The 20,368-nt window shown below is 62.5% G+C and carries 19 protein-coding genes; all 19 read left to right on the forward strand.

The genetic code is table 11. From position 1 onward, the window contains the following. Positions 1 to 702: 702 nt before the first annotated feature. Positions 703 to 1,221, forward strand: coding sequence for a 50S ribosomal protein L10 (gene rplJ, locus AC522E_RS06180; RefSeq protein ID WP_500750600.1), 519 nt, complete (start codon positions 703 to 705; stop codon positions 1,219 to 1,221). Positions 1,222 to 1,274: 53 nt separating this feature from the next. After that, entirely contained in the window at positions 1,275 to 1,652 is a 378-nt protein-coding gene (gene rplL / locus AC522E_RS06185; protein WP_500749504.1) for a 50S ribosomal protein L7/L12, read from the forward strand. A gap of 256 nt (positions 1,653 to 1,908) precedes the next feature. Then, positions 1,909 to 6,039 (forward strand): DNA-directed RNA polymerase subunit beta, encoded by a 4,131-nt coding sequence (gene rpoB, locus AC522E_RS06190; RefSeq protein WP_500749505.1) that lies wholly within the window; start codon positions 1,909 to 1,911, stop codon positions 6,037 to 6,039. 134 nt (positions 6,040 to 6,173) lie between these two features. Next, the gene (gene rpoC, locus AC522E_RS06195; protein ID WP_500749506.1) at positions 6,174 to 10,349 is read left to right on the forward strand and encodes a DNA-directed RNA polymerase subunit beta'; all 4,176 of its coding nucleotides are present in this window, start codon (positions 6,174 to 6,176) and stop codon (positions 10,347 to 10,349) included. A gap of 526 nt (positions 10,350 to 10,875) precedes the next feature. After that, positions 10,876 to 11,247: a 30S ribosomal protein S12 gene (gene rpsL, locus AC522E_RS06200; protein ID WP_109596495.1), complete on the forward strand. Its 372-nt coding sequence runs from the start codon at positions 10,876 to 10,878 to the stop codon at positions 11,245 to 11,247. A gap of 34 nt (positions 11,248 to 11,281) precedes the next feature. Then, on the forward strand, positions 11,282 to 11,752 hold the full coding sequence (gene rpsG, locus AC522E_RS06205; RefSeq protein WP_500749507.1) for a 30S ribosomal protein S7: 471 nt from the start codon (positions 11,282 to 11,284) through the stop codon (positions 11,750 to 11,752). Positions 11,753 to 11,777: 25 nt separating this feature from the next. Continuing rightward, positions 11,778 to 13,853 (forward strand): elongation factor G, encoded by a 2,076-nt coding sequence (fusA, locus tag AC522E_RS06210; protein ID WP_500749508.1) that lies wholly within the window; start codon positions 11,778 to 11,780, stop codon positions 13,851 to 13,853. Positions 13,854 to 13,897: 44 nt separating this feature from the next. Then, entirely contained in the window at positions 13,898 to 15,088 is a 1,191-nt protein-coding gene (gene tuf, locus AC522E_RS06215; protein ID WP_500749500.1) for an elongation factor Tu, read from the forward strand. Positions 15,089 to 15,150: 62 nt separating this feature from the next. Further along, the gene (gene rpsJ, locus AC522E_RS06220) at positions 15,151 to 15,459 is read left to right on the forward strand and encodes a 30S ribosomal protein S10 (protein ID WP_009764298.1); all 309 of its coding nucleotides are present in this window, start codon (positions 15,151 to 15,153) and stop codon (positions 15,457 to 15,459) included. Positions 15,460 to 15,507: 48 nt separating this feature from the next. Further along, a complete protein-coding gene (rplC, locus tag AC522E_RS06225; protein ID WP_500749509.1) occupies positions 15,508 to 16,239 on the forward strand; it encodes a 50S ribosomal protein L3 in 732 nt (243 codons plus the stop codon). Further along, a complete protein-coding gene (gene rplD / locus AC522E_RS06230) occupies positions 16,239 to 16,859 on the forward strand; it encodes a 50S ribosomal protein L4 (RefSeq protein ID WP_500749510.1) in 621 nt (206 codons plus the stop codon). Before rplC ends, rplD begins: the two co-directional genes overlap by 1 nt. After that, positions 16,856 to 17,152 carry a 50S ribosomal protein L23 gene (locus AC522E_RS06235; protein ID WP_500749511.1) on the forward strand — a complete coding sequence of 99 codons (297 nt, stop codon included), beginning with the start codon at positions 16,856 to 16,858 and terminating at the stop codon, positions 17,150 to 17,152. Before rplD ends, AC522E_RS06235 begins: the two co-directional genes overlap by 4 nt. 20 nt (positions 17,153 to 17,172) lie before the next feature. Continuing rightward, the gene (gene rplB / locus AC522E_RS06240; protein WP_500749512.1) at positions 17,173 to 18,009 is read left to right on the forward strand and encodes a 50S ribosomal protein L2; all 837 of its coding nucleotides are present in this window, start codon (positions 17,173 to 17,175) and stop codon (positions 18,007 to 18,009) included. A 15-nt stretch (positions 18,010 to 18,024) separates the two neighbouring features. Next, a complete protein-coding gene (gene rpsS, locus AC522E_RS06245) occupies positions 18,025 to 18,303 on the forward strand; it encodes a 30S ribosomal protein S19 (protein ID WP_196272220.1) in 279 nt (92 codons plus the stop codon). 1 nt (position 18,304) lies between these two features. Then, complete coding sequence (rplV, locus tag AC522E_RS06250) at positions 18,305 to 18,685, forward strand: 50S ribosomal protein L22 (RefSeq protein WP_500749513.1); 381 nt, start codon at positions 18,305 to 18,307, stop codon at positions 18,683 to 18,685. Positions 18,686 to 18,696: 11 nt separating this feature from the next. Continuing rightward, positions 18,697 to 19,401 (forward strand): 30S ribosomal protein S3, encoded by a 705-nt coding sequence (gene rpsC / locus AC522E_RS06255; protein WP_500749514.1) that lies wholly within the window; start codon positions 18,697 to 18,699, stop codon positions 19,399 to 19,401. A 24-nt stretch (positions 19,402 to 19,425) separates the two neighbouring features. Continuing rightward, positions 19,426 to 19,839, forward strand: a complete 414-nt coding sequence (gene rplP, locus AC522E_RS06260) for a 50S ribosomal protein L16 (RefSeq protein WP_500749515.1) — start codon at positions 19,426 to 19,428, stop codon at positions 19,837 to 19,839. Between the two features lie 10 nt (positions 19,840 to 19,849). After that, the gene (gene rpmC / locus AC522E_RS06265) at positions 19,850 to 20,062 is read left to right on the forward strand and encodes a 50S ribosomal protein L29 (RefSeq protein WP_500749516.1); all 213 of its coding nucleotides are present in this window, start codon (positions 19,850 to 19,852) and stop codon (positions 20,060 to 20,062) included. Between the two features lie 11 nt (positions 20,063 to 20,073). Further along, positions 20,074 to 20,313 (forward strand): 30S ribosomal protein S17, encoded by a 240-nt coding sequence (rpsQ, locus tag AC522E_RS06270; protein WP_227386517.1) that lies wholly within the window; start codon positions 20,074 to 20,076, stop codon positions 20,311 to 20,313. Positions 20,314 to 20,368 lie beyond the last annotated feature (55 nt).

Below are 20,368 nucleotides of genomic sequence, written 5' to 3' on the forward strand. Positions count from 1 at the left end.
GATCGTTGCGAGAGGGGGCGCTCGCCGCTCTGCGCCTCGGTCCCCTGCAGTCCTCCATCCAGCCTGAGGGCCTATTCGCCCCTCGGCTTGAGTCGCACTGGATCGCCGCAAAGCTCTTCGCCCGAGGACGGAGGGGCCATCAGGGCCGAAAGGAGGCGCGCCGGCGCGGCTGCTGAAGACGCGCTATATTCCTCTAGGGAACTATTCCCCTTGAAAACCGGCCTGCGAAGGTCTACATGGTCCAATGCTTCCATCTTGGCACGAAAAAGACACGCAATTGCCTCTTGGCTTTTGTGTCCTAAGGGCTTATGGAATCGCGTTGAGTTTCCAAAAACTGCCGAAGCTTGTCCTTTTTCGGAAGGCATCGGCTGCAAATCCGCTCCGCGAGGAGCGGTGACAGGCTGGCGGGCCAAAGGTTCTCCTTTGGCGCGATCCGGCTATGTCCTGTCCGAGACTGCAGGCGCTGGCTGGTCCAGCTTAATTCGTGAGGGCCTGCATAGACGGGGAAGCCGAATTCCGGCTCGTTAACGCGAGCCAAGAGTGTCGGTTCGAACCATCTCGCCTGGTGCGCTCTTCCTGGGGCGCGATCTGGGGGACAGGGCTTGCGAGAGCGTCGTTCCAAGGCGCCTGCGGCCCCAAGCCGAGGCGCTGACGAGCGACTGGTGTAACCGGCGGATCCTTCCGCCAACCGGAGAGAGCCCAGTGGAAAGAGCAGCAAAACGCGAGCTCGTCTCGACGCTCAACGGCGTGTTTTCCAACACGAGCGTGGTCGTCGTTGCCCACTATGCGGGCCTTACGGTCGCTGACATGCAGAAGCTGCGCGCGCAGATGAAGCAGGTTGGCGCCACCGTTAAGGTCGCAAAAAACAGCCTCGCCAAAATCGCTCTCGAAGGCACGGACGTCGCGTCCATCTCGGGCCTTATGAAAGGTCCGACCCTGATCGCTTATTCGAGCGATCCGGTCGCGGCTCCGAAGGTTGCTGTCGATTTCGCCAAGGCCAACGAAAAGCTCGTGATCCTTGGCGGCGCAATGGGCGCAACCACCCTGAACGTGGACGGAGTCAAGGCGCTTGCCACACTTCCGTCCCTCGATGAACTGCGCGCCAAGTTGGTCGGCCTCATCCAGGCTCCGGCTACCAAGATCGCTCAGCTCAGCACGGCGCCGGCAGCGAAGCTTGCCCGCGTCTTCGGGGCTTATGCCAAGACAGGCGAAGCGGCGTGAGGCCGTAACCTCAACCATCAAACCGTTCGAATCGAACTTAAGGACTGAAATCCATGGCTGATCTTGCCAAGCTTGTTGACGATCTTTCGTCGCTGACCGTTCTCGAGGCCGCTGAGCTCGCGAAGCTCCTCGAAGAGAAGTGGGGCGTTTCCGCTGCTGCGGCTGTCGCCGTTGCGGCTGCCCCGGCCGGTGGCGGTGCTGCCGCTGCTGCCGAAGAGCAGACCGAGTTCACGGTCGTTCTCGCTGCGGCTGGCGACAAGAAGATCGAAGTCATTAAGGAAGTCCGCGGCATCACCGGCCTCGGCCTCAAGGAAGCTAAGGACCTCGTCGAAGGTGCGCCGAAGCCTGTCAAGGAAGGCGTTGCCAAGGACGAAGCCGAGAAGATCAAGGCGACCCTCGAGAAGGTCGGCGCCAAGGTCGAGCTTAAGTAATCTTGCGACCTTCGGGTCGCGAGGTTCCCCGGCCTCAAGCCGGGGTCCAAGAAACAAGCGGTCCCAGGCAATTTTGCTTGGGGCCGTTGTGTCGTCCAAGAGGTTCGGTGTCCTGATGCCGGAAATCGGGCGATGTCCGGAGAGCCGAAAGGCTCTGGTTTTGTGGGAGTTTCTGGCGGCGAATGGCCGTCGGGCGGCTGATCGAGCATCCGGATGGCGGGTGCTCGATCAGCTGTAGATGAGGAACGAGGTCCAGATGGCCAACACACTGATCGGCCGGAAGCGCATTCGCAAGTTCTTCGGAAAAATCAGAGAAGTGGCGGAGATGCCGAACCTCATCGAGGTTCAAAAGGCGTCCTACGACCAGTTCCTGATGGTCGAAGAACCAAAGGGTGGCCGGCCGGAAGAGGGACTGCAAGCGGTCTTCAAGTCGGTTTTCCCAATCTCGGACTTCTCGAACACCGCTCTGCTCGAGTTCGTGAAGTACACATTCGAGCCTCCGAAATACGATGTTGACGAGTGCCGCCAGCGCGGCATGACCTTTGCTGCACCCCTCAAGGTGACGCTGCGCCTGATCGTGTTCGATGTGGATCCCGACACGGGCGCCCGTTCGGTGAAGGACATCAAGGAGCAGGACGTCTACATGGGCGACATGCCGCTCATGACCGACAACGGCACCTTCATCGTCAATGGCACCGAGCGCGTCATCGTCTCCCAGATGCACCGCTCGCCGGGCGTGTTCTTCGATCACGACAAGGGCAAGACCCATTCGTCGGGCAAGCTGCTGTTCGCCGCCCGTATCATCCCATATCGCGGCTCCTGGCTTGACATCGAGTTCGATGCCAAGGACATCGTCTATGCCCGTATCGACCGCAAGCGTAAGATCCCGGTCACGTCGCTGCTCTATGCCCTCGGCCTGGACAGCGAGGAGATCCTCGACACGTTCTACGATCGTGTCATCTACAAGCGCGCGAAGGACGGCTGGACGGTTCCCTTCGACGCGGAGCGCATGAAGGGCTTCAAGGCCACGGTCGACCTGATCGACGCCAAGACGGGCGAGGTCGTGCTCGAGGCAGGCAAGAAGCTGACCGCCCGTACGTCCCGCCAGCTCGCCGAGAAGGGCCTCAAGGCCCTCCGTGCGACGGACGAGGACCTTTACGGCCAGTACATCGCCGAGGATCTCGTCAATCCGAGCACCGGCGAGATCTATGCCGAGGCAGGCGAGGAGATCACGGAAAAGCTGCTGAAGGGCCTGGAAGAGGCCGGCTTCAAAGAGGTTCCCGTTCTCGACATCGATCACATCACGGTCGGTCCCTACATCCGCAATACGCTGGCTGTCGACAAGAACTCCGCCCGTGAGGATGCCCTGTTCGACATTTATCGCGTCATGCGTCCGGGTGAGCCGCCGATCCTCGAGACCGCCGAGGCGATGTTCAACTCGCTGTTCTTCGACGCCGAGCGCTATGACCTCTCGGCCGTCGGTCGCGTGAAGATGAACATGCGCCTCGACCTCGACGCAGAGGATACCGTCCGTACGCTGCGCCGCGAGGACATCCTCGCCGTGACGAAGGCTCTGGTGGACCTGCGCGACGGCAAGGGCGAGATCGACGACATCGACCACCTCGGCAATCGCCGCGTGCGTTCGGTCGGCGAGCTTATGGAGAACCAGTACCGCCTTGGCCTGCTTCGCATGGAGCGCGCGATCAAGGAACGCATGTCGTCCGTCGATATCGACACCGTCATGCCGCAGGACCTGATCAACGCCAAGCCGGCGGCCGCCGCGGTGCGCGAGTTCTTCGGCTCGTCGCAGCTCTCGCAGTTCATGGACCAGACCAACCCGCTCTCGGAAGTTACCCACAAGCGCCGTCTTTCGGCCCTTGGCCCGGGTGGACTGACCCGCGAGCGCGCCGGCTTCGAAGTCCGCGACGTGCATCCGACCCATTACGGCCGCATCTGCCCCATTGAGACGCCGGAAGGTCCGAATATCGGCCTGATCAACTCGCTGGCGACTTTCGCCCGCGTGAACAAGTACGGCTTCATCGAGACTCCGTTCCGCCGCGTCCGCGACGGCAAGGTCACCGACGAGGTGATCTACCTCTCGGCCATGGAAGAGGCGAAGTACAACGTCGCCCAGGCGAACTCCACGATCGACGACCAGAACCGGCTCACGGAAGAGCTGGTGATCTGCCGTCGGGCCGGCGACAACATTGTCGTCGCTCCCGACCGGGTCGATCTCATGGAGGTGTCGCCGAAGCAGCTCGTGTCCGTAGCCGCGGCGCTCATTCCGTTCCTCGAGAACGACGACGCGAACCGTGCGCTCATGGGCTCGAACATGCAGCGTCAGGCAGTGCCGTTGGTCCAGGCCGATGCGCCCTTCGTGGGAACGGGCATGGAGGCCGTCGTCGCCCGCGATTCCGGTGCCGCCATCGCGGCCCGCCGGGCCGGCGTGGTCGACCAGGTCGACGCGACTCGTATCGTTATCCGCGCCACGGAAGAGACCGACCCCACCCGTCCGGGCGTCGACATCTACCGCCTGCAGAAGTTCCAGCGTTCGAACCAGTCGACCTGCATCACGCAGAAGCCGCTGATCCGCGCCGGCGACGTGGTCCGCAAGGGCGACATCATCGCCGACGGTCCGTCGACGGAGCTCGGCGAACTGGCCCTCGGCCGCAACGTGCTCGTCGCGTTCATGCCCTGGAACGGCTACAACTTCGAGGACTCCATCCTGCTCTCCGAGCGGATCGTGAAGGACGACGTCTTCACCTCGATCCACATCGAAGAGTTCGAGGTGATGGCCCGCGACACGAAGCTGGGTCCGGAGGAGATCACGCGGGACATTCCGAACGTTTCGGAAGAAGCGCTGAAGAACCTCGACGAAGCCGGCATCGTCTATATCGGTGCCGAGGTCCATGCGGGTGACATCCTCGTCGGCAAGATCACGCCAAAGGGCGAAAGCCCGATGACGCCGGAAGAGAAGCTTCTGCGCGCCATCTTCGGCGAGAAGGCATCCGACGTTCGCGACACATCCTTGCGCGTCCCCCCGGGCGTGACCGGGACGATCGTGGAAGTCCGGGTCTTCAACCGCCATGGCGTCGATAAGGACGAGCGCGCACAGGCGATCGAGCGCGAGGAGATCGAGCGTCTCGCCAAGGACCGCGACGACGAACAGGCGATCCTCGACCGCAACACCTATGCCCGGCTGGCCGAGATCCTCATCGGACAGAGCGGCGTCGCAGGCCCGAAGGGCTTCAAGAAGGACGCCAAGATCACCCGCGAGATCCTCAACGAGCATCCGCGGTCCCAGTGGTGGCAGTTCGCCGTCGACAACGATGCCCGCATGGCCGAGATCGAGGCCATGCAGAAGCAGTATGACGAGTCGAAGAAGCGTCTCGAGCAGCGCTTCCTGGACAAGGTCGAAAAGCTGCAGCGGGGCGACGAGCTTCCTCCCGGCGTCATGAAGATGGTCAAGGTCTTCGTCGCCGTGAAGCGCAAGATCCAGCCCGGTGACAAGATGGCCGGCCGCCATGGCAACAAGGGTGTCGTGTCGCGCATCGTGCCCATCGAGGACATGCCATTCCTCGAGGACGGCACGCACGCGGATATCGTGCTGAATCCGCTCGGCGTGCCGAGCCGCATGAACGTCGGTCAGATTCTCGAGACGCATCTCGGGTGGGCTGCCGCCGGTCTCGGCAAGCAGGTCTCGCAGGCGGTCGACGCCTACATGAAGTCCGGACAGTCGAAGCAGCTGCGCGATCAGCTGGTCTCGATCTACGGAAACATGCCGGAAATCGACCAGGCCTCCGATGATGAGCTCGCGGAACTTGGACGCAACCTGCGCCGCGGCGTTCCGTTCGCCACGCCCGTCTTCGACGGAGCGAAGGAGGCGGATATCGAGGCGATGCTGGAGAAGGCCGGCCTCAACCCGTCCGGGCAGGTCGTGCTCTACGACGGCAAGACCGGCGAGCCGTTCGACCGCAAGGTCACGGTGGGCTACATCTACATGCTGAAGCTCCACCACCTCGTGGACGACAAGATCCACGCTCGCTCCATCGGCCCCTACAGCCTCGTCACTCAGCAGCCGCTGGGCGGCAAAGCCCAGTTCGGTGGTCAGCGTTTTGGCGAAATGGAGGTCTGGGCGCTCGAAGCTTACGGCGCGGCCTACACCCTTCAGGAAATGCTCACGGTCAAGTCGGACGACGTGGCCGGCCGCACCAAGGTCTACGAGGCCATCGTGCGCGGCGACGATACCTTCGAGTCGGGCATTCCGGAGAGCTTCAACGTTCTCGTGAAGGAAATGCGCTCGCTCGGCCTGAACGTGGAGCTCACCAATTCCAAGAAGGCCGCCAACGAACCGGAGCAACTGCCTCCGTCCGAAGCGGCTGAGTAATTTTTACGTCGTCATCCCCGGGCCCGAGGTCCGGGGATCTCAATCCGAAGGGGCTTGCCGAGAGAGCTTGCCTTTTCAGACCAAGATGGCCGGACGATCCGGTCATGACGCCTTCGAGGTTTTAGGAGACGGCGATGAATCAAGAGGTCATGAATCTTTTCAACCAAACGGCGCAGCCGCAGAGCTTCGATCAGATCAAGATCTCGATCGCGAGCCCTGAGAAGATTCTGTCCTGGTCTTACGGCGAAATCAAAAAGCCCGAGACCATCAACTACCGCACGTTCAAGCCCGAGCGCGACGGCTTGTTCTGCGCGCGCATCTTCGGCCCGATCAAGGACTACGAGTGCTTGTGCGGCAAGTACAAGCGCATGAAGTACAAGGGCGTGATCTGTGAGAAGTGCGGCGTCGAGGTGACGCTCGCGCGCGTCCGGCGCGACCGCATGGGCCATATCGAGCTGGCCGCCCCGGTGGCGCATATCTGGTTCCTCAAGTCCCTGCCGAGCCGCATCGGACTGCTGCTCGACATGACCCTGAAGGATCTGGAGCGGATTCTCTATTTCGAGTCCTACATCGTCGTCGATGCCGGCCTCACGCCTCTGAAGGATCGCCAGCTCCTGACCGAGGAGGAGTATATCCGCGCTCAGGACGAGTACGGCGAGGATTCCTTCACGGCCATGATTGGCGCCGAAGCGATCCGCCGCATCCTCCAGGAACTCGACCTGGACAAGATCGCGGCCGACACGCGCGAGGAGATCGCGACCACCACGTCGGAGCTGAAGCCGAAGAAGCTGATGAAGCGCCTCAAGATCATCGAGGCGTTCCTCCAGTCCGGCAACAAGCCCGAATGGATGATCCTGACGGTCGTCCCGGTAATTCCGCCGGACCTGCGTCCGCTTGTGCCGCTGGATGGCGGCCGTTTCGCGACCTCGGATCTGAACGATCTCTATCGTCGCGTCATCAACCGCAATAACCGCCTGAAGCGGCTGATGGAACTGCGCGCGCCGGACATCATCGTCCGCAACGAGAAGCGCATGCTCCAGGAGGCCGTCGATGCTCTGTTCGACAACGGCCGCCGCGGCCGCGTCATCACGGGCGCCAACAAGCGTCCGCTGAAGTCGCTCGCCGATATGTTGAAGGGTAAGCAGGGCCGGTTCCGTCAGAACCTGCTCGGCAAGCGCGTCGACTATTCGGGCCGCTCGGTCATCGTGGTCGGCCCCGAGCTGAAGCTCCATCAATGCGGCCTGCCGAAGAAGATGGCGCTCGAGCTCTTCAAGCCGTTCATCTACGCCAAGCTCGATGCCCGCGGCCTGTCCGCCACCGTCAAGCAGGCGAAGAAGCTTGTCGAGAAGGAGAAGCCCGAGGTCTGGGACATCCTGGACGAGGTCATCCGCGAGCATCCGGTTCTCTTGAACCGCGCGCCGACCCTGCACCGCCTCGGCATCCAGGCCTTCGAGCCCACCCTGATCGAAGGCAAGGCGATTCAGCTGCACCCGCTCGTCTGTGCCGCGTTCAACGCGGACTTCGATGGTGACCAGATGGCCGTTCACGTGCCGCTCTCGCTGGAAGCCCAGCTTGAAGCCCGCGTGCTTATGATGTCGACCAACAACATCCTGCACCCAGCCAATGGTCAGCCGATCATCGTGCCGTCGCAGGACATCGTCCTTGGTCTCTACTATCTCTCGATCATCTCCGACGGCGAGCCCGGCCAGGGCAAGGCCTTTTCGGACATGGGCGAGATCGAGCACGCGCTGCACGAGAAGGTAATCACGCTTCACTCCAAGATCCGCTACCGCTGGGAGGGTCTGGGCGAGGACGGCAAGCCGGTGTCGAAGATCGTCGACACCACCGCGGGCCGTGTCATGCTCTCGCGTGTACTGCCGAAGCATCCGATGCTCCCCTTCGACGTCGTGAACAAGCTCATGACGAAGAAGGAGATCTCCAACATGATCGATGCCGTCTATCGGCATTGCGGTCAGAAGGAATCGGTCATCTTCTGCGATCGCATCATGGCGCTCGGATTCTACAACGCGTTCAAGGCCGGCATCTCGTTCGGCAAGGACGACATGGTGATCCCCGAGAACAAGTGGGAGATCGTCGAGGAGACCCGCGCGCTCGCGAAGGATTACGAGCAGCAGTATCAGGACGGCCTCATCACCCAGGGTGAGAAGTACAACAAGGTCGTCGACGCCTGGGCGAAGTGCTCGGATCGTCTCGCAGGCGAGATGATGGCGCGCATTTCCGCAGTTCAGAAGGACGATGCCGGTCGCGACAAGCCGGTGAACTCCATCTACATGATGTCCCACTCGGGCGCCCGTGGCTCGCCGGCCCAGATGAAGCAGCTGGCGGCGATGCGCGGCCTCATGGCCAAGCCGTCCGGCGAGATCATCGAGACGCCGATCATCTCGAACTTCAAGGAAGGCCTGGACGTGCTCGAGTACTTCAACTCGACGCACGGCGCTCGTAAGGGCCTGGCCGACACCGCGCTCAAGACCGCGAACTCGGGTTATCTGACCCGCCGTCTCGTGGACGTGGCGCAGGACGCGGTCATCCGCGAAACCGATTGCGGAACCGAGAGGGGCATCCGCATGCGGGCCATCATCGATGCCGGCCAAGTGGTCGCATCGCTGGCTTCCCGTATCCTGGGCCGTTCCACGGCCGAGGACCTCGTGGCCGCAGACGGCTCGATCATCGTTCCGAAGGGAACCATGATCGAGGAGGCGCATCTCGAGGCCATCGGCGCTGCCGGCATCCAGGAGGTGAAGATCCGTTCGGTGCTCGTCTGCGAGTCCAAGAACGGCGTCTGCGCCACCTGCTACGGACGTGACCTGGCTCGCGGCACGCCGGTCAATCACGGCGAGGCGGTTGGCGTCATCGCGGCGCAGTCCATCGGCGAGCCGGGCACCCAGCTCACCATGCGCACCTTCCACATCGGCGGTGCGGCTCAGATCGCCGACTCGTCCTTCATCGAGTCGAGCTTCGAAGGCACGATCGGCTTCCGCAACAAGAACATCGCGCGGAACTCCGATGGTGACCTCGTGGTCATGGGACGCAACGTTTCCGTGGTGATCACCGGTGCGGACGGCACCGAGCGCGCGGCTCACCGTCTTCAGTACGGCTCCCGCCTGAAGGTGGACGAGGGCGACACGATCAAGCGCGGTCAGCGCATCGCGGAATGGGATCCCTACACCCGTCCGATCCTCACCGAAATCGACGGTGTGGTGGGCTATGAGGATCTCGTTGACGGCGGCTCGATGATCGAGACCATGGACGAGTCGACCGGCATCGCGAAGCGCGTCGTGATCGACTGGCGCGGTTCGCCGCGCACGGCGGACCTGCGCCCGGCCGTGATCATCGAGGGCAAGGGCGGTAAGGTTGCCAAGCTGCCGCGCGGTGGCGACGCCCGCTACCTGCTTCCGGTGGACGCGATCCTCGCGGCCGATCCGGGCTCCAAGGTCAAGGCCGGCGACGTGCTCGCCCGTGTCTCGACCGAGAGCGCCAAGACCCGCGACATCACGGGCGGTCTGCCGCGCGTGGCGGAGCTGTTCGAGGCCCGTCGTCCGAAGGATGCAGCCATCATCGCGGAGAAGTCCGGCACGATCCAGTTCGGTCGCGACTACAAGAACAAGCGTCGCCTGACGCTGACCCCGCACGATGGCTCCGAGCCGGTGGAATACCTGATCCCGAAGGGCAAGCATATCCACCTGCAGGACGGCGACGTGGTCGAACTCGGTGACTTCATCGTCGACGGGAACCCGGCTCCGCACGACATCCTGGCGATCAAGGGCGTCGAGGAACTGGCCGCTTACCTCGTGAACGAGATCCAGGAGGTCTATCGCCTCCAGGGCGTGCTCATCAACGACAAGCACATCGAGGTGATCGTCCGCCAGATGCTCCAGAAGGTCGAGATCACCGACGGGGGCGATTCCGAGCTCCTCACCGGTGAGCAGATCGACCGACTGGAAATGGAGGAGATCAACGAGCGGCTCGTGACCGAGAAGAAGAAGCCCGCCGTCGGCGTGCCGGTTCTGCTCGGTATCACCAAGGCATCGCTCCAGACGCGCTCCTTCATCTCGGCCGCGTCCTTCCAGGAAACCACCCGCGTCCTTACGGAGGCGGCGGTCAACGGAAAGGTCGACACTCTCGAGGGCCTCAAGGAGAACGTCATTGTCGGCAGCCTGATTCCGGCCGGTACTGGCGCGCTTAACGCCCAGATCAAAGCTGTTGCGCAGCACCGCGACGAATTGATCCTGCAGCAAAAGCGCTCCGAATCCGCTGCTCAGGTGAGCGAGCTGCCCCCCGCGGCTGAATAACGACCGCGAAGACAAAGACCGATCAGGGCCGCCTTCGGGCGGCCCTGTTTTTTTAAAGGCGACTCGATCCTCTTGGGCGGGGCAGGGTAGGCGGCATCGCGGCCGAATGGTTTGCGATCCCGACCTTCTGCATCTCTCGGTAGAGGAAACCCCGAGAATGTCGCAACTTACGAGTGAATAGACCTCCCTCGGCCGGAAATCGCAAAATCTGTTGACTTTCCGCGACTCGAACGGTAGAGAGACCGGACTTTCCGGCTGGCCGTAGATCTTGACTGTTGGGGCGACGAGCTCCGACCCAATCGATCTAAACGCTGCCGAACTCAACCTTGACTGACACAAGTCAGATTTGGGGCACGACCGCGGCTTCGCCGTGGTCCTCTGCATTGGCACCGCGCCAAGGGCTTGAAAACGCCTGTGGCGCGGCTTCGTTTTGCGCAAGCCCCGGCTTGCCGGGCGCTGCGTTGCAGCGTCCATCGTTGAAGACACGCAAAGCCACCGGGTGGTGGTGGGTGAAAGAGGGCAGAGAATGCCAACGATCAGTCAGCTGATCCGCAAGCCGCGGACGGCGCAAAAGAGCCGGAATAAGGTTCCCGCGCTTGAGGCCTGCCCGCAGAAGCGGGGCGTGTGCACGCGCGTTTACACCACGACCCCGAAGAAGCCGAACTCGGCTCTTCGTAAGGTCGCCAAGGTTCGTCTGACCAATGGCTATGAGGTCATTGGCTACATCCCCGGCGAAGGTCACAACCTTCAAGAGCACTCCGTGGTCATGATCCGCGGCGGTCGTGTGAAGGACCTTCCGGGCGTTCGCTATCACATCCTTCGCGGTGTTCTCGACACCCAGGGCGTGAAAAATCGTAAGCAGCGTCGTTCGAAGTACGGCGCGAAGCGGCCCAAGTAAGCCGTCCAACTGTCATTGAGGTCGGAGTCAGCTCATGTCCCGCCGCCACAGCGCCGAAAAGCGTGAGATCATCCCGGATCCGAAATTCGGGGACGTGGTCGTCACGAAGTTCATGAATTCCATCATGTACGACGGCAAGAAGTCCGCTGCCGAGAGCATCGTCTATGGCGCTTTCGATATCATCGAGGCGCGCGCCAAGTCGAACCCGCTCGAGGTGTTCAAGCAGGCGCTCGACAACGTCGCGCCGGCGATCGAGGTTCGGTCCCGCCGCGTCGGTGGCGCCACCTATCAGGTTCCGGTGGAAGTTCGCGCCGAGCGCCGTCAGGCACTCGCGATCCGCTGGATCATTCAGGCCGCTCGCGGCCGTAACGACAAGACCATGGTCGACCGTTTGTCCGCAGAGTTGCTCGATGCCTCGAACAACCGCGGCAACGCCGTGAAGAAGCGCGAAGATACGCACCGGATGGCGGAAGCCAACCGCGCGTTCTCGCACTATCGCTGGTAACGGTTGGACCTTGAGGAGCTGAGCGATGCCCCGCACGCACGCAATTGAGGACTACCGTAACTTCGGCATCATGGCCCACATCGATGCCGGCAAGACGACGACGACCGAGCGTATCCTTTATTACACCGGCAAGTCGCACAAGATCGGTGAGGTCCATGAAGGCGCTGCCACCATGGATTGGATGGAGCAGGAGCAAGAGCGTGGCATCACGATCACGTCCGCTGCAACCACCTGCTTCTGGAACGGCAAGCGTCTGAACATCATCGACACCCCCGGCCACGTGGACTTCACCATCGAGGTGGAGCGCTCCCTGCGCGTGCTCGACGGGGCGGTCTGCGTCCTCGACGGCAACCAGGGCGTCGAGCCCCAGACGGAAACCGTTTGGCGCCAGGCCGACAAGTATGACGTTCCCCGTGTCGTGTTCGTGAACAAGATGGACAAGACCGGCGCAAACTTCTTCAACTGCGTCGACGATATCGTGAAGCGCGTCGCCGGTAAGCCCGTCTGCCTGCAGATCCCGATCGGCGCGGAAAGCGACTTCCGCGGCATGGTCGATCTCATCAAGATGAAGGCTCTGGTGTGGTCCGGCGAGGCACTCGGCGCCAGCTTCGAAGAGGTTGAGATCCCGGCCGAGTTGAAGGACCAGGCTCTGGAATACCGCGGCAAGCTCGTCGAGGCGGCTGTCGAAATGGACGACGACGCGATGGTCGCGTATCTCGAGGGTCAGGAGCCCGACGAGGCGACTCTCCGCCGTCTGGTGCGCACGGCCGTTCAGCGTCGCGCGTTCCATCCGGTTCTCTGCGGCTCGGCCTTCAAGAACAAGGGTGTTCAGCCGCTCCTCGACGCGGTTGTCGACTTCCTGCCGTCTCCGGCCGATCGTGAGGCGATCCAGGGCATCGACTTCAAGACCGAGGAACCGACCACCCGCAAGCCGACCGACGAAGAAGCATTCTCCATGCTTGCCTTCAAGATCATGGACGATCCCTTTGTCGGCACGATTACCTTCTGCCGTGTCTATTCCGGCAAGGTTTCGGCCGGCGAGACGCTTCTGAATTCGGTGCGCGACAAGAAGGAGCGCGTCGGCCGCATGCTGCTCATGCATGCGAACAACCGTGAGGACATCAAGGAGGCCTATGCGGGCGACATCGTCGCTCTCGCCGGCCTTAAGGATACCCGCACCGGCGACACGCTCTGCGATCCCGGCAAGCCGGTGATCCTCGAGAAGATGGAGTTCCCAGAACCCGTCATCGAGATCGCCATCGAGCCGAAGTCGAAGGGTGACCAGGAGAAGCTCGGCCTTGCTCTGGCGAAGCTCGCGGCGGAGGATCCATCCTTCCGCGTTTCGACAGACCAGGAATCCGGACAGACCATCCTGAAGGGCATGGGCGAACTGCACCTCGACATCAAGGTCGACATCCTCCGTCGTACCTACAAGGTCGATGCCAATGTGGGCGCTCCGCAGGTGGCCTATCGTGAGACGATCACGAAGAAGGCCGAAGTGGATTACACCCATAAGAAGCAGACCGGCGGCACGGGCCAGTTCGCCCGCGTCAAGCTCGTCGTTCAGCCGAACGATCAGGGCGCCGGTTTCGCCTTCGAGTCCAAGATCGTCGGCGGCGCGGTTCCGAAGGAATACATCCCGGGCGTCGAAAAGGGCCTGAATTCGGTGGTGGGTGCCGGTGTCGTCGCCGGCTTCCCGGTGGTCGACCTCAAGGTCGAACTCATCGACGGTGCCTTCCACGAGGTCGACTCGTCGGCTCTGGCCTTCGAAATCGCGTCTCGCGCAGCACTCCGCGAAGCCCTTCAGAAGGGTGGTTCGGTTCTGCTCGAGCCGGTGATGAAGGTTGAGGTCACGACGCCGGAGGACTACACCGGTTCCGTGATCGGCGACTTGAACTCGCGTCGTGGCCAGATCCAGGGTCAGGACATGCGCGGCAACGCAGTGGTCATCAATGCGATGGTCCCGCTCGCCAACATGTTCGGCTACGTCAACACCCTGCGCGGCATGAGCCAGGGTCGGGCGAGCTACACCATGCAGTTCGACCACTATGAACAGGTGCCGTCGAACGTGGCTGCCGAGGTTCAGGCGAAGTACGCCTGAACCCACTGAACAACAACAGATTGATTTAAGGAACGGGTGCCACGATGGCGAAGGAAAAGTTTGAGCGGACGAAGCCGCACTGCAACATTGGGACGATTGGGCACGTTGACCACGGCAAGACGTCTCTGACGGCGGCGATCACGAAGGTTCTGGCGGAGTCTGGCGGTGCGACGTTCACGGCCTACGACCAGATCGACAAGGCGCCGGAGGAGAAGGCGCGCGGGATCACGATCTCGACCGCTCACGTGGAATACGAGACGACGAACCGGCACTATGCCCACGTCGACTGCCCCGGCCACGCCGACTATGTGAAGAACATGATCACCGGCGCGGCGCAGATGGACGGCGCGATCCTGGTGGTGTCGTCGGCGGACGGCCCGATGCCGCAGACCCGCGAGCACATCCTCCTGGCGCGCCAGGTCGGCGTTCCGGCGCTGGTGGTGTTCATGAACAAGGTCGACATGGTCGACGATCCCGAGCTTCTCGACCTGGTCGAGCTCGAGGTGCGCGAGCTGCTGTCGAAGTACGACTTCCCCGGCGACGACATTCCGATCGTCAAGGGCTCGGCGTTGTGCGCGCTGGAGGACCGTTCGCCTGAGATCGGCCGCGATGCGGTGCTGAAGCTGATGGCCGAGGTCGACCGCTACATCCCGCAGCCGGAGCGTCCGGTGGATCAGCCGTTCCTGATGCCGATCGAGGACGTGTTCTCGATTTCGGGCCGCGGCACGGTGGTGACGGGCCGCGTCGAGCGCGGCATTGTCAAGGTTGGCGAGGAAGTGGAGATCGTCGGCCTGAAGGCGACGCAGAAGACGACGGTGACCGGCGTCGAGATGTTCCGCAAGCTGCTCGACCAGGGCCAGGCGGGCGACAATGTCGGCGTTCTGCTGCGCGGCACGAAGCGCGAGGACGTGGAGCGCGGCCAGGTGCTGTGCAAGCCGGGCTCGATCAAGCCGCACACCAAGTTCAAGGCCGAGGCATACATCCTGACCAAGGAGGAGGGCGGGCGTCATACGCCGTTCTTCACCAACTACCGTCCGCAGTTCTACTTCCGCACGACCGACGTGACGGGCGTGGTGAAGCTGCCTGAGGGCACGGAGATGGTGATGCCGGGCGACAACGTCGCGATGGAAGTGGAGCTGATTGCTCCGATCGCGATGGAAGAGAAGCTGCGCTTCGCCATCCGCGAGGGCGGCCGCACCGTCGGTGCCGGCGTCGTCGCTCAGGTCATGGACTAATTCGAAGAGGATCAAAGGAGTTGGCCGGTTCGGCCGGCCTTCTCCCTTGTTGAGGTCAACCCATGAACGGTCAGAATATTCGCATTCGCCTTAAGGCGTTCGACCATCGGATCCTCGACGCTTCGACACGGGAAATCGTGTCGACCGCGAAGCGGACCGGCGCTCAGGTGCGCGGGCCTATCCCGCTGCCGACGCGCATTGAGCGCTTTACGGTGCTTCGCTCGCCGCACATCGACAAGAAGTCGCGGGAGCAATTCGAGATGCGCACTCACAAGCGTGTTCTCGATATCGTGGACCCCACTCCCCAGACGGTGGACGCGCTGATGAAGCTCGACCTCGCCGCGGGCGTGGACGTGGAGATCAAGCTCTAAGCCTCTGGGCTTGGAGCTTTCGGTAGGACACGCCGAGAGGATACGCACATGCGCTCAGGCGTCATTGCACAGAAGGTCGGGATGACACGCATCTTCACGGATGCGGGCGAACATGTCCCGGTAACGGTTTTGAAGGTCGATCAGTGCCAAGTGGTCGCCCATCGGACCAAGGACAAGAACGGCTATACCGCGCTGCAGGTCGGCGTCGGCAAGGCCAAGGTGAAGAACGTTTCGAAGGCCGAGCGCGGACGGTTCGCCGTCGCCAAGGTCGAGCCGAAGCGCAAGCTCGCGGAATTCCGCGTCTCCGAGGATGCTGTCATCCCGGTGGGCGCCGAAATCACCGCTGATCACTTCGTCGTCGGTCAGTTCGTGGACGTCACGGGCACCACGACGGGTAAGGGCTTTGCCGGCGGCATGAAGCGCTGGAACTTCGGCGGTCTGCGCGCCACTCACGGCGTGTCGGTTTCGCACCGTTCGATCGGTTCGACCGGTGGCCGCCAGGATCCGGGCAAGACGTTCAAGAACAAGAAGATGCCGGGTCACCTCGGTGCCGAGCGCGTGACCACGCAGAACCTGCGTGTCGTGTCAACGGACCCCGAGCGCGGTCTGATCCTGGTCGAGGGCGCCGTTCCCGGCGTCGCCGGCGGCTGGATCTTCGTTCGCGACGCGGTGAAGCGCAAGCTGCCCAAGGAAGTGCCGATGCCCGGCGCGTTCCGGACGGGCGACAACGAAGCTGCGCCGGCCGTTCAGGCTGACCAGGCCCAAGAGGAGAACGCGTGATGAAACTCGACGTCACCACGCTCGAGGGTAAGAAGGCCGGCTCGGTCGACCTCGATGAGGCCATCTTCGGTCTCGATCCGCGCGCCGATCTTCTCGCCCGGTGCGTCCGCTGGCAGCTCGCGAAGCGCCAGGCCGGAACGCATGCGGTGAAGAACCGTTCGGCGATCGATCGGACCACGAAGAAGGTCTACAAGCAGAAGGGCACCGGTAACGCCCGCCACGGCGCTGCGAGCGCTCCCCAGTTCCGGGGCGGCGGACGCGCCTTCGGCCCGCAGGTCCGTAGCCATGCGCACGATCTGCCCAAGAAGGTCCGGGCTCTTGCGCTGAAGCATGCGCTCTCGTCCAAGGCCAAGGACGCTTCGCTCATCGTCGTCGACGAAGTGCAGCTCTCCGAAGGTAAGACGAAAGCTCTCGTCGAGCGGTTCGGAAAGCTCGGGCTCGCGAATGCCCTGATCATCGGCGGCGCCGAGATCGAGGCCAACTTCCAGCGGGCGGCGCGCAACATCCCGAACATCGACGTCCTGCCGGTGCAGGGCATCAACGTCTATGACATTCTCCGTCGCGAGAAGCTTGTTCTCACGAAGGCGGCTGTCGATGCGCTGGAGGCGCGCTTCAAATGAGCCTGGACCCGCGCCATTACGATGTGATCGTAAGCCCGGTCATCACCGAGAAGGCTACGACCCTGTCCGATCAGAACAAGGTCGTTTTCAAGGTGAGGACCGATGCGACGAAGCCGCAGATCAAGGAAGCGGTGGAGAAGCTGTTCGATGTCAAGGTGAAGAGCGTCAACACGCTCGTCACCAAAGGCAAGGTGAAGATGTTCCGCGGCACCCGCGGCCAGCGGTCGGACGTGAAGAAGGCGGTTGTGACCCTCGAAGAGGGCCAGACCATCGATGTCACGACGGGCCTCTGATCGGTTGAGAGAGTGATCCGATGGCTTTGAAGACTTTCAAACCAATCACCCCCGGCCTGCGCCAGCTGGTGATCGTCGACCGCAGCGAGCTCTACAAGGGCAAGCCGGTCAAGACGCTGACGGAGGGCAAGTCGTCCTCCGGCGGCCGCAATAATCTGGGTCGCGTGACTGTCCGCTTCCGTGGCGGCGGTCACAAGCGCACCCTGCGCAATGTCGACTTCAAGCGCCGCGGGCGCCTTGGCGATGTGGCGACCGTGGAGCGGATCGAGTATGATCCGAACCGCACCGCCTTCATCGCTCTGATCCGCTACGCCGATGGCGAGCTGTCCTACATCCTGGCTCCGCAGCGTCTTGCTGTCGGCGATCAGGTGTCGGCCGGTGAGCAGGTCGACATCAAGCCGGGCAACGCGATGCCGATTGGCAACATGCCGGTCGGTACGATCATCCACAATATCGAACTGAAGATCGGCCGCGGCGGCGCCATCGCCCGCTCCGCCGGCACCTACGCTCAGATTGTGGGTCGCGACCAGGGCTATGTGACCGTTCGCCTCAACTCGGGCGAGCAGCGCATGGTTCACGGGCTGTGCTTCGCCAGCGTTGGCGCGGTGTCCAACCCCGATCACATGAATACGTCGATCGGTAAGGCTGGCCGCAACCGCTGGCTGGGTAAGCGCCCGCATAACCGCGGTGTCACCATGAACCCGATCGACCACCCGCACGGTGGTGGTGAGGGCCGCACCTCGGGCGGTCGCCATCCGGTGACGCCGTGGGGCATTCCGACCAAGGGCAAAAAAACCCGTTCGAACAAGCGGACCGACAAGTTCATCGTGTCGAGCCGTCACGCACGGAAGAAGTAAGGACAGAGGCACGTCATGGCACGTTCGCTTTGGAAGGGCCCGTTTGTTGACGGCTACCTCCTCAAGAAGGCCGAGGCTGCCCGTGGTGCGGGCCGCAACGAGGTCATCAAGATCTGGAGCCGTCGCTCCACGATCCTCCCGCAGTTCGTGGGCCTCACCTTCGGGGTCTACAACGGTCAGAAGCACATTCCCGTCTACGTGAGCGAGGAAATGGTGGGTCACAAGTTCGGTGAGTTCTCGCCGACCCGCACTTTCCACGGCCACGCGGCGGACAAGAAGGCGAAGAGGAAGTAAGATGGGTAAGGCCGCGACTCCTCGCGCGCTCAGCGACAATGAGGCTCAAGCCGTCGCTCGCATGCTGCGCGTCAGCCCCCAGAAGCTCAACCTTGTTGCGGCCCTTATCCGCGGCAAGAAGGTTTCTTCGGCTCTCGCCGATCTCGAGTTCTCGCGCAAGCGTATCGCTCGGGACGTCAAGAAGTGCCTCGAGAGCGCTATCGCCAACGCTGAGAACAACCACAACCTCGATGTGGACGATCTCGTCGTCAGCCAGGCTTTCGTGGGCAAGGCGCTCGTCATGAAGCGCTTCCACGCCCGGGCTCGTGGCCGGGGCGCCCGTATCATGAAGCCGTTCTCGAACCTCACGATCGTGGTTCGGGAAGTCGCCGAACAGGCGTAAAGGAGAACCAGATGGGTCAGAAAGTTAACCCGATCGGTCTTCGGCTCGGCATCAACCGGACCTGGGACTCGCGCTGGTTCGCCGGCAAGGGCGAGTACGCAAAGCTGATGCATGAGGACATCGCCATCCGCGATGCCCTGATGAAGCAGCTCAAGCAGGCCGCCGTTTCGAAGATCGTGATCGAGCGCCCGCACAAGAAGTGCCGCGTCACCATCCACTCGGGTCGTCCGGGCGTGGTGATTGGCAAGAAGGGCGCCGATATCGAGAAGCTGCGCAAGCTCGTGGCCAAGATGACGGACGCGGACGTGGCGATCAACATCGTCGAGGTTCGCAAGCCCGAAGTCGATGCGACCCTGGTCGCCGATTCGATCGCTCAGCAGCTCGAGCGTCGTGTCGCGTTCCGCCGTGCCATGAAGCGTGCCGTTCAGTCGGCGATGCGTCTGGGCGCCGAGGGCATCCGCATCAATTGCTCGGGCCGCCTCGGCGGAGCCGAGATCGCCCGTCTCGAATGGTACCGCGAAGGCCGCGTTCCGCTGCACACCTTGCGTGCGGATGTCGATTATGGAACGTCGACGGCTTTCACGACCTATGGCACCTGCGGCATCAAGGTCTGGATTTTCAAGGGCGAAATCCTTGAGCACGACCCGATGGCACAGGATAAGCGCATGAACGACGAGGGAGGCCGCTCGGGTGGCCGCCGCGAGCAGGCGGCGTAACCGAGGGGTCAGGAGAGGTTTGCCATGTTGCAACCGAAGAAAACGAAATTCCGTAAGCAGTTCAAGGGCCGCATTTCCGGTACCGCGAAGGGCGGCACGGACCTCAACTTTGGCCAGTTCGGCCTGAAGGCGATGGAACCCGAGCGTGTCAATGCTCGACAGATCGAGGCGGCTCGCCGTGCGATCACCCGTGCCATGAAGCGTGCCGGCCGTGTTTGGATCCGCATCTTCCCCGACGTGCCGGTGTCGTCCAAGCCGACCGAAGTGCGTATGGGTAAGGGTAAGGGCGCTCCCGAGTTTTGGGCCGCCCGCGTGAAGCCTGGCCGTATCATGTTCGAGATCGACGGGGTGCCGGAGGAGACGGCCCGCGAGGCGCTTCGCCTCGGTGCGGCCAAGCTCCCGATCAAGACGCGTTTCATCCAGCGCATCGCGGAGTGAGGAGGGGATCATGAAGACGAAGCAGAGAGCCTCTGACCTCAAGGCGATGTCGACGGACCAGCTGTCGGACGAGTTGCTGAACCTGAAGAAGGAACAGTTCAACCTCCGGTTCCAGCGCGCGACGGGGCAGCTCGAAAACACCGGGCGCGTTCGTGAGGTCCGCAAGGACATCGCCCGCGTCAAGACGCTGCAGCGCCAGAAGACGGCGCCGGCGAAGGCTTAAGGGGAATCAGGATGCCGAAGCGCGTTTTGCAGGGCGTCGTTGTCAGCGATAAGCAGGACAAGACGGTCGTCGTGAAGGTAGAGCGTCGTTTTACGCACCCGGTCATGAAGAAGACCGTGCGTAAGACGAAGAACTACCACGCTCACGACGAGAATAATCAAGCCAAGGTTGGCGACACGGTCTTCATCGAGGAGTCCAAGCCGCTTTCCAAACTCAAGACCTGGGTGCTCGTGGACCAGCCGAAGGCCTAAGGGTCTTCGATTGGGACTTGTCTTACGAGGGCGGCTCGTGTATACGGCCGCCTTT

The organism is Microvirga sp. BF8 (assembly GCF_059888585.1).